Below are 10,328 nucleotides of genomic sequence, written 5' to 3'. Positions count from 1 at the left end.
CTGGATCAAGATTTATTCAGTCGTTTCCATGTCATTTTGCAACAACAGGGGGTAACCTTGTTCATGGGACTTCTGGCAGCGGTAAATGCATTGTTGTACCGTTACAGTGGTCAGGAGGATATTATTATAGGTAGTCCTGTTGCTGGCAGAGAACATATTGATCTGGAAGACCAGATTGGTTTTTATGTAAATACACTTGCTTTAAGAACCCGTTTTACAGGAGAAGATAATTATCATGAGTTATTGCAAAAGGTAAAGGAAATCACTCTTGGTGCTTATGAGCATCAGAGTTACCCTTTTGATCAGTTGATTGACGAATTGAATCTGCAGCGTGATTTAAGCAGGAGCGCTTTGTTTGATATTATGGTTGTACTGGACAATAATCAGGGTAATTATAATGCTGAACAGCATGCTGGTGATTTAATGATCAGCCATTATAAAGATGGTGAACGCAGTTCAAGTAAGTTTGATCTGACTTTTAATTTTATGGAAAGTGCGGATACCATTCTGCTTGATATAGAATACAATAATGATATTTATGAAGAGCGGACGATAAATCAGCTGGCTGTTCATTTTGAACAATTATTGTCTGCACTGACTTCCGCTCCTTCAGTTCCGATAAGGAAATTAGCTTACCTGAATGAACAGGAAACGGAAGAATTGTTGTTTAGTTTTAATGCTACTGATACGGCTTATCGGAAAGATCAGACGGTTATTAATTTATTTGAAAAGCAGGTTATTCTTAATCCTGATACTATTGCTGTCGCTTTCCTGGAAAATACATTAAGTTATCATGAACTGAATGAGTTATCCAATAAATTTGGGAATTATTTGCGTGAACATGAGCATATTCACGCGGATGAACTGATCGGTATTTGTTTAGAGCGAAGTGAATGGCTCATCATTGTAATGCTGGGTATTTTGAAATCCGGAGCAGCTTATGTACCTATAGACCCAGCTTATCCCCAGGACCGTAAAGGCTACATGTTATCCGATAGTCAGTGTAAAGTTCTGGTAGACGAGAATTATCTTGAAGCGTTTAGAAACAGCAGTTATCAATACAGTCAGGAGAATTTGAAAGATGGTGCTCAGCCATCAGACCTGGCTTACGTAATTTATACCTCAGGTTCTACAGGAAAACCAAAAGGAGTGATGATCGAGCACCGTAGTGTGAACGCATTCCTCAACTGGTGTTTAAATGAATTTAAGGATAGTGATTATGAGGTGGTATTTGGTACAACTTCGATCTGTTTTGATTTATCAATCTTTGAGATTTTTTATACACTGATTAGTGGGAAAAAAATACGGTTGTTGCACAATGCACTTTCAATTGGTACTTATCTGATAGCAGAAGATAAGATTTTACTAAATACAGTTCCGAGTGTTGTTGGAGCATTATTAAGCACCCAGACTGATCTTAGCAGGATCAAGATCCTGAACATGGCTGGTGAGCCAATCCCATCCCATTATATAAATAAGCTGGACTATGTAAATACAGAAATCAGAAATCTTTATGGCCCATCAGAAGATACAACTTATAGCACATCTTATCTGATCAAAGGTGAGGGCATGATTTTAATTGGCAAACCTATAGCAAATACTGCCATATATATATTAAATGAAGTTAACCAGTTACAAGCATTGGGAGGAATTGGTGAAATCTGCATTAGTGGAGATGGCCTGGCACGTGGTTATTTGAATCAACCAGAACTAACAGCTGAGAAATTCATCTCTCATCCATATTCACCGGAGAAAAGGATTTATAAAACAGGGGATTTAGGAAGATGGTTACCAGATGGAAATATTGTATTCCTTGGCCGGAAAGATGATCAGGTAAAAATACATGGCTATCGTATAGAGTTAAGCGAAATTGAATCAGCATTATATAGCTATGCGGACGTTGACGAAAGTATTGTTATCGCTAAAACCTTTATTCCTGGTGAAAAGGAAGTCATTGCCTATGTTGTAAGTAAGAATGTGTTGAACATAACCGATATACGGGCACACTTAAGTAAAATTTTACCTGCTTATATGTTACCGGTACACTATATACAAGTAGATGCGCTCCCATTATTGACTAATGGGAAAATAGATAAGAAAGCTTTACCGGATCCGGTTGGTTTGGGGATGTATTCTGGTGTTGAATACGCAGAACCACGTAATGAAACGGAAAAGAAATTAGTTCAAATATGGAATGAATTGTTAAATAAAGATAAAATCGGAATAAAAGATAACTTTTTTGATCTCGGTGGACATAGTCTGAAGGTTGTCCAGCTTACATCCAGAATCAGTATGGTATTTGCCCTTCAGCTTAACATTCAAAATATATTTGAAGACCCCACTATAGAAGGTATCAGTGGTCAGATTGATTTTATTTTAAATCAGGAAATAAAGAAGCAGGCCAGAGATAGTTTTAAAGAGATTGAAATATAACCCATTGACATAGGCATTAATTTATAAAATGATGAAAATAGTTCAAAGTTTATGGTCTAAACCAGGACAACAAAATGGAAATGCTGATTTTTCAGCCATAAATAAGTGTGGCTGGGCAGATCGAAAGTATAATTATTTTAGCTGGGCATTAAGTGCTTTACAATTCAGGAAATTTTACGATGAAGTTGAACTGGTTACCGATAAAGCTGGTTATAAGTTACTGATTGAACAACTTGGTCTGCCATATACCTCAGTTAAAGTAGTTTTAGATGACCTGAATGGTTATCATCAGAACTTATATGCTTTAGGAAAAATATATGCATACGGTATACAGAACAAGCCCTTTATTCATGCGGACGGCGACGTATATATCTGGGAAAAATTTGATACGAAACTGGAGAACTCATCCTTAATTGGCCAGCATAAAGAACAAGGTGATTACTATCAGCTTTATTATGAGAAAATCTATAATGAGATGATGAGTAATTTCAGCTATTGGCCTGAATCATTAGAAATATCAGTTGCTAAGAGCAATGGTATAGTTGCAATCAATGCTGGTATTCTAGGCGGAAATAACATCAATTTTTTTAAATACTACGTAGCAAAGGCATTCGAATTTGTCGATAAAAATATTCGGAGCCTTGATAAAATCGATGTTTCATTGTCAAATACAGTATTTGAACAAGTTCTTTTTTATGCTTTATCTATTGAAAAAGGAGAGGCCGTGACTTGTTATAACCCAGATTTCGTGTTTTACTGGAGTGATATTACAGATTTTACAGGTATTCCGAACAAAACAAAATATATACATGCAATTGGAGCTTTAAAAAGAGACAGGCATGTAATTGATGCACTGGAATATCGGTTACAAGCTGATTATCCGACTTATTATGATAGAATAATGAACTTGGTAAGAACAAATCAAATTTAATCAGTTAGCATGAAAATCAGTGTGGAAATGCAATCTCAAATATTAGAATTGGCTAATAAATATGCCAGTTATCTTGTTAAAACGAGTGGAAAAGAAAAAGGAATGCTCAATTGGACTATTCCATCACATAACAATACAAATGTCTTGAATTGGGGCGCTCCTGAAAATATTGATTCGGGAGTAAGTGGTATTATTCTGTTTCTGATTGAATTATATCAGCAATCAGGTGATAAATTTTACCTGGATCTTGTCGATGATGCAATTGATAACTTATTAACCTATTGTAAAAGGAATCCATCGAATAATTTTTCGCTTTACACTGGCCGCGGTGGAGTTATATACGTACTTATACAACGTTATTCAATTGATAAAAAAGGAGAATTAATAAAGGATGCCCTGAGTTTGATAGCTGAAGCGAATAAAGGCTATTTAAATTCAGTTTATACGACCGATTATTTATATGATGGCCGGGCTGGGACTTTACTGCTACTTTTAGAATTGTACCAACTTTCAAAAGCTGATTTTCTGCTTGAATATATAAATGAGTTTATTGTTAAGATCATATCGGGAGCAAATATTTCTTCAAATGGTATTTCATGGCGTAATAAAGAAGAAGTTAATTTAAAAGATTCTTGTGGTTTTGCGCATGGTGCTGCAGGCATAAAATTTGTCTTTGAACAATTTTGCCAGCACCCTTCAAATCAAAAGTTATCATCGCTCATTAATGAAATCAACCGTTTCATTTCTTCTGCTGAAATAGAAAAATCCGGGAACTGGGAGAATGGAAGAAAAGACATTTTTAATCAACAACAATTAGCAGATTATATTCAGGAATCCCTCCATGATAACTCTGAATTACTGGAACCTCAAACTGATTCTTTTTGGGCAGACGGAACAATTGGTATTATGAATACCATAGATGGATTAGCAGATGACAAAATTATATCAATAAATAACTATTTGCAGGAATTGGGAGCCAATCAGGTTTTTTCAAATAAAAGTCTGTACAATGGTGCTGCCGGACTGGGTATGTTTTTGCTGTCGCAACAGGATGGAATTGCTGGCCGGGAAAAAATTATAGAGCGTATTATTGAAAAACTATCACCTGAATCAGTTCCTGTCGATATTGATGGTGGCCTGATGCATGGGAATCTGGGGAGTATCTATTTTTGCCTGAAAGCGGCCGGAATTCAAAAAGAAGCTGCTCATTTGCTGAATCCTGTTTTAATCAATTATCCTGCGATTGATCTGAATACAGACATTTCTTTATGTAAAATAAATCTGCTTATCAAATATTATCCCAGAACAATCCAGCGGATAAGAAACTTGAATGATGAGGTATTCAAAGCATATATTGAAGCATCATCTGATAATTTATCGCTTGTTCTGCAGCAGTTTAGTGATTTTGTAGAGCATGAGAGCCAAAATAGTCTGCCATTATCTATCCGACCTTATCTGTTGGATCTGTTTAAGCTTGAAAAGCAGAAAACTGACTTTTATTTCGCTGAAAAGCGATCATCATTTCAGTTATATATACAAGAGAAGTCTTATCATGACCGGATCATGAACCATTTAAATAAACCATTATCCTGGTTATTGGAACAGGTTCTCGAGATATCCGGTTCGGTTAAGGTTTTACATAGTAAATGGGATTGGTGTGTTCATGAAGATTCGAGTCGGCCAATCGTATACCTTACCGATTATCTGGATACTCCATCCGATGATTTTGAATATCTTATACAAACATATGGTAAGCTTGAACTGGCAGAATTTTTTCTGTCAAAGGATAAACAGATTTTATTGTATTGTTTCAGTGAAGCTAAATCAATTGAACAAGCAATCAGAGAGATCCGTTATTTTATTCAGTCTTTGCCTGTGAGCAGATTAGAGGATCTAACCTACGGGATTTCTAAATCAAGAGCCACTAACGATTTTCTGAACCAGCTGGATAGTATAATTCTTTATAAGATCAGGGAGTGGATTTACAGAGGCATTCTTATTATGAAATTTTCAGAACAGGTTATAATATGAAAAAGTTATTAAAAGATATACAAGATCATAATATTCTGCTGGAAGTGGTTGACGGGAAATTAAAAGTCTTTACTGATAATGAAAATCCTAACCAAGATATCATCAGCCAGATAAGAATTCATAAAGATGCACTTATCAAATTTCTATTAGGCAACGACCAAACTCGTTTTAAGGAGTCTTCAGAGGTACTAATTCCAGCAGTTCCATTAAATTCAGCTTATACTTTATCACCTGCTCAACATAGATTGTGGGTGCTGAGTCAATTAGAAGAGGGGAATGCAATATATAATATTCCGGCTGTACAGGTTTTTGATGGTTCATTGAATTTTTCTGCTCTTGAAAATGCTTTCAAACAATTAATAAGTCGCCATGAAATACTCAGAACTTCCTTTAAAGAAGAAGGAGATGGAGAAGTTCTGCAATATATTTTGCCAGTAGAAGAAGTTGAATTTAAAATCAGCTTTCAGGATTTACGTGAGAAAGAGGATCGGGATAAAATATTAAGAAACTGTGTGGAAACAATTTGTTTTCTTCCTTTTGATTTAACATCAGATTCTTTACTTAGAGTTGGTTTATTTCAAGTTTCTGATCATCAGTGGGTATTTGCCTGTGTTATGCACCATATTATCAGTGATGGTTGGTCTATAAAAATACTCATCTCAGAATTAATTAAGTTATATGAGGCTGCTGAGAATGGAATTTCATCTCCATTACCTGCACTTCGTATCCAGTATAAAGATTATGCAGAATGGCAGTCAGCGCAACTTGATAATGAGATTTATAAAGAACATCAATCTTATTGGTTAAAACAATTTGAAGGAACATTACCTGTTTTTGAATTGACAACTGATAAGTTTAGACCTGCGGTAAAAACATATAACGGATCAATGGTCCGTCAGCAAATCAATCCACAATTGATTGCTGGTCTGCGAAGATTAACAGAAGCACAGGATTCAACATTATTTATGGGGCTGCTTGCGCTTGTTTACACTTTACTATACAGATATACTAATCTTAAGGATATCATTATAGGAAGTCCGATAGCTGGCAGGGAACATATTGATTTGGAAGAACAAATTGGTTTATATATCAATACTTTGGCATTGAGGACTCAGTTTGAAGCGGAGGATAGTTTCCAGAGTTTACTGTCAAATGTAAGAACAGTTGCATTGGGAGCCTATGAACATCAGCAATATCCATTTAATGAGTTGATTGATAAGCTGAAAATTCAAAGAGATATGAGCAGGAATGCGCTGTTTGATGTGATGGTGACATTACGCGACAATTCAGCTGGCCTGAATGATCAGCAGCGAAATTCCGGAAAGCTAAAGATCAGTGATTATCAGAATTGGGATGAATATGTGTTCAGTAAATTTGATCTTGTATTCGATTTTATTCCTCAGGGAGATGGAATGTATGTTGATATCTCCTATAATACTGATATCTATGATCATCATATGATCAGCCAATTGGGTATTCATCTGGAAAGTTTACTGGGCTGTATATTAAAAGATCCGCTAAAATCTGTTAGTACGCTTGATTATCTGAATGAAAAAGATAAAACCCAGCTTTTGGTGGATTTTAACCGGACTAATTTCGATTATCCCCGGAATCAGACTATTATTCAGCTATTTGAGCAGCAGGTAGAGAAAAATCCGCATAATAATGCTATTATATTTGATGGTATTGGGTTGACTTATAAGGAATTAAATGAAAAGTCGAATCAACTTGCTCACTATCTGATCACTCGTTTTCGAACCAAACCTGATGAGCTGATCGCTATCAAAACCGAACGCAGTGACTGGCTTATTATTGCGATTCTTGGTGTCTTAAAATCCGGTGCTGGTTATTTACCAATAGATCCGGAATATCCAGCAGAAAGGGTCGCATTTATGATCGCTGATAGCCAGTGTAAAGTTTTGTTAGATGACACGGCCCTGGAAAATTTTAAAACCGTTCAAACTGAATACACTCAGCATAATCAAACTCTCTTTAATAAACCTGATGATCTTGTTTATCTGATTTATACATCGGGATCTTCAGGACTTCCTAAAGGAGTCCTTGTGGAAAACAGTGCGCTGGTCAATTTATGTTATTGGCATATTAATGCTTTTTCAGTAACTGCAGAAGATCATGCAACTCTTTATGCAGGAGTTGCATTTGATGCATCTGTCTGGGAATTTTTCCCTTATTTACTTAGTGGAGCATGTGTTCATGTCATTCCGCATGATATAAGGTTAGACGTTAAAGCGCTTATCAGTTATTATATTAAATATGAGATAACTATTAGTTTTTTACCTACGCAGATAGCAGAACAGTTTATTCAAATTGAGTGTGCTTCTTTACGTATACTGTTAGCTGGGGGAGAAAAATTAAATTCTTTTTCTCAAACCAGTTATCAGTTATTTAATAATTATGGTCCTACTGAAAATACAGTTGTAACGACCAGTTTTGAAGTCAATAGTTCCTGTCCCAATATTTCTATTGGGAAGCCAATATACAATACACAGGTATATCTGTTGGATAGCTATCAGCAATTGGTGCCTCCGGGTGTAAAAGGAGAAATTTGCATATCAGGTGATAGTTTGGCCAGAGGATATTTAAACCAAGATGAACTTACAGCGGCTAAATTTGTGCCTCATCCTTTTAAAGATGGAGAGAGGCTGTATAAAACAGGTGATCTGGCCTGCTGGTCTGCTGATGGTAACCTGTTTTTCTCCGGTCGTCAGGATGATCAGGTTAAAATTCGCGGATACCGTATAGAACCCGGAGAAATAGAAGCTGCTTTGAAATCGCATCCGGATATTGAATCTGTTATTGTGATTACAATGAACAACATTTCGGGAGAGCTTCAGCTGATTGCGTATTTTATTGGCAGTGATTTATTAAGTACTGCATCGCTCAGATCATTTTTGAGTACTAAAGTGCCTTTTTATATGCTTCCTGATCATTTTATACGATTGGATGAATTTCCACTAAATGCAAGTGGTAAAATTGACAGAAATGCATTACCCTATACAGAAGGAATCAGTATAGATTCTGGTATTACTTATGTTGCTCCCCGAAATGAAACGGAAAGAAAATTAGCAAAAATATGGGCTGAAATTCTTGTTACAGACCATATTGGAATAAATGATAACTTTTTTGATTTAGGAGGACATAGCTTAAAAGCTACCCGTTTGTCCACTATGATCCATAGGGTATTTGATGTGAAGGTAATATTGAAAGAGTTATTTATGACTCCGGTACTGGAACAACAAGCTTTGCTGATCAAGCAGCATCGAAAAAATTTATTTACTGCGATATCTCCAGTAAAAGAAAACTCTCATTACCCTTTATCATCACCTCAGCGTCGTTTATGGGTTTTAAGTCAGCAGGAAGAGGCTAATATTACGCTGAACATGCAACTTACCCATATTTTTGAAGGTCATCTTCAAGTTGTTTCCCTGAATTATGCGTTTAATGAGTTAATCTCGCGTCATGAGATTTTACGGACAGTGTTCCGGGAAGATGAATCCGGGGAAGTGAAGCAATTCATTTCTCCTGCCGGGAGTACAAATTTTAGTATTACATTAACTGATTTACAGGATGCCCAGGCGCAGGAGCGTTTAGTTCGTGAGCTGATCCAGGCTGACGTGAACCAGGGATTTGATTTGAGCAGCGGTCCTTTATTGCGTGCTGGTCTGTATCAGCTGAGTGCGCAGAAATGGATTTTTTCTTATACGATTCACCACATTATCAGTGATGGCTGGTCTATGGGAGTACTGATCACCGAATTGCTTGAATATTACAACAGCCATGTTTTAGGTAAAGAACATTTACTTGTTCCACTGCCGATTCATTATAAAGATTTTGCTGCCTGGCAGCAGGAGCAGCTGGGAGCGGCTTCGTTGGGATCTGCACGGCAGTACTGGCTGGACCAGTTTTCAGGGGAGCTTCCTGTGCTGTCTTTTCCTGCCGACCGGGCGCGCCCGTCTTCTAAGAGTTACCGCGGGGGGATGGTGACTAAGGTGATTGCAGCAACCTTGGCTGACGGCTTAAAGTCTATTGGACAGTCGCAGGGGAGTACCTTATTTATGGACCTGCTGGCCGTGGTCAATCTTTTGCTTTACCGTTACACGGATAAAAATGATATTATTATTGGTACCCCTGTTTCTGGCAGGTCACATATCGATCTGGAAAAGCAAATTGGTTTTTATATCAATACACTGGCACTTCGTACCCGTTTTTCCGGGAATGAGAGTTATTCAGCGCTTTTATCGCAGGTCAAACAGGTCAGTATTGATGGTTTCGACCATCAGCTCTATCCTTTTGATGAACTCATCGAAGAGCTGGATCTGAAATGGGAAAAGAGCCAGAACGTGCTTTTTGACGTGATGGTTTTGCTCCAGAACATTGACTTATTCAGTGATGGAGGGACTAAACCTGAGCTGAAAGGTTTGGAAGTCAGCCCTTATCAGGGGGTCGAGCATGTAGTGAGTAAATATGACCTGACCTTTTATTTTACACAGGTTCAAGGAGATATAATAGCCAATATCGAATACAACAGTGATATTTTTAACCGGGAAACGATTGTGGAACTGGGAGAGCAGCTGGAGCGGCTGATCTCTGAGCTGATTGCACATCCTGGATTGAGCCTTGATGCGCTGGTTCAGCTGAGTTTTACCGATAACTACACAGCATTTCCTTCAGTATCTTCTGTTGTTGATCCTTCCGCGCTTGTTTTATGTTCTGAGCACCAGAACCGGATGTGGTTTATCGATGAGTTTGAGAAAGATTATTTATACCAGGGGAGTCCTGTTTACCATAATCTTCCTTTGATTGTCAGGCTGGAAGAGCCGCTGGAAGTTGCTTTGCTGAACAGCAGTATTTTACGTTTGCTGGAAGCTTACCCTGTTTTACGCACGGGCATTGCTGTTGAGGATAGTGTTCC

At 37.3% G+C, this 10,328-nt stretch carries 4 protein-coding genes; all 4 read left to right on the top strand.

Features of this window, described 5'->3' with window-relative positions; genetic code table 11:
• Positions 1 to 2,433 (top strand): non-ribosomal peptide synthetase (locus tag ABIB30_RS27070; RefSeq protein WP_354306137.1); only part of this gene is annotated, 2,433 nt, incomplete at its 5' end.
• Positions 2,434 to 2,461: 28 nt separating this feature from the next.
• On the top strand, positions 2,462 to 3,364 hold the full coding sequence (locus ABIB30_RS27065; RefSeq protein ID WP_354306136.1) for a DUF6734 family protein: 903 nt from the start codon (positions 2,462 to 2,464) through the stop codon (positions 3,362 to 3,364).
• 9 nt (positions 3,365 to 3,373) lie between these two features.
• Entirely contained in the window at positions 3,374 to 5,395 is a 2,022-nt protein-coding gene (locus tag ABIB30_RS27060) for a lanthionine synthetase LanC family protein (protein WP_354306135.1), read from the top strand.
• Positions 5,392 to 10,328 (top strand): non-ribosomal peptide synthetase (locus ABIB30_RS27055; RefSeq protein WP_354306134.1); only part of this gene is annotated, 4,937 nt, incomplete at its 3' end. The genes ABIB30_RS27060 and ABIB30_RS27055, both read left to right, overlap by 4 nt.

Source organism: Pedobacter sp. UYP1 (assembly GCF_040547305.1).
Lineage (GTDB): Bacteria > Bacteroidota > Bacteroidia > Sphingobacteriales > Sphingobacteriaceae > Pedobacter.
This window is presented reverse-complemented; position numbering and strand designations above follow the sequence as displayed.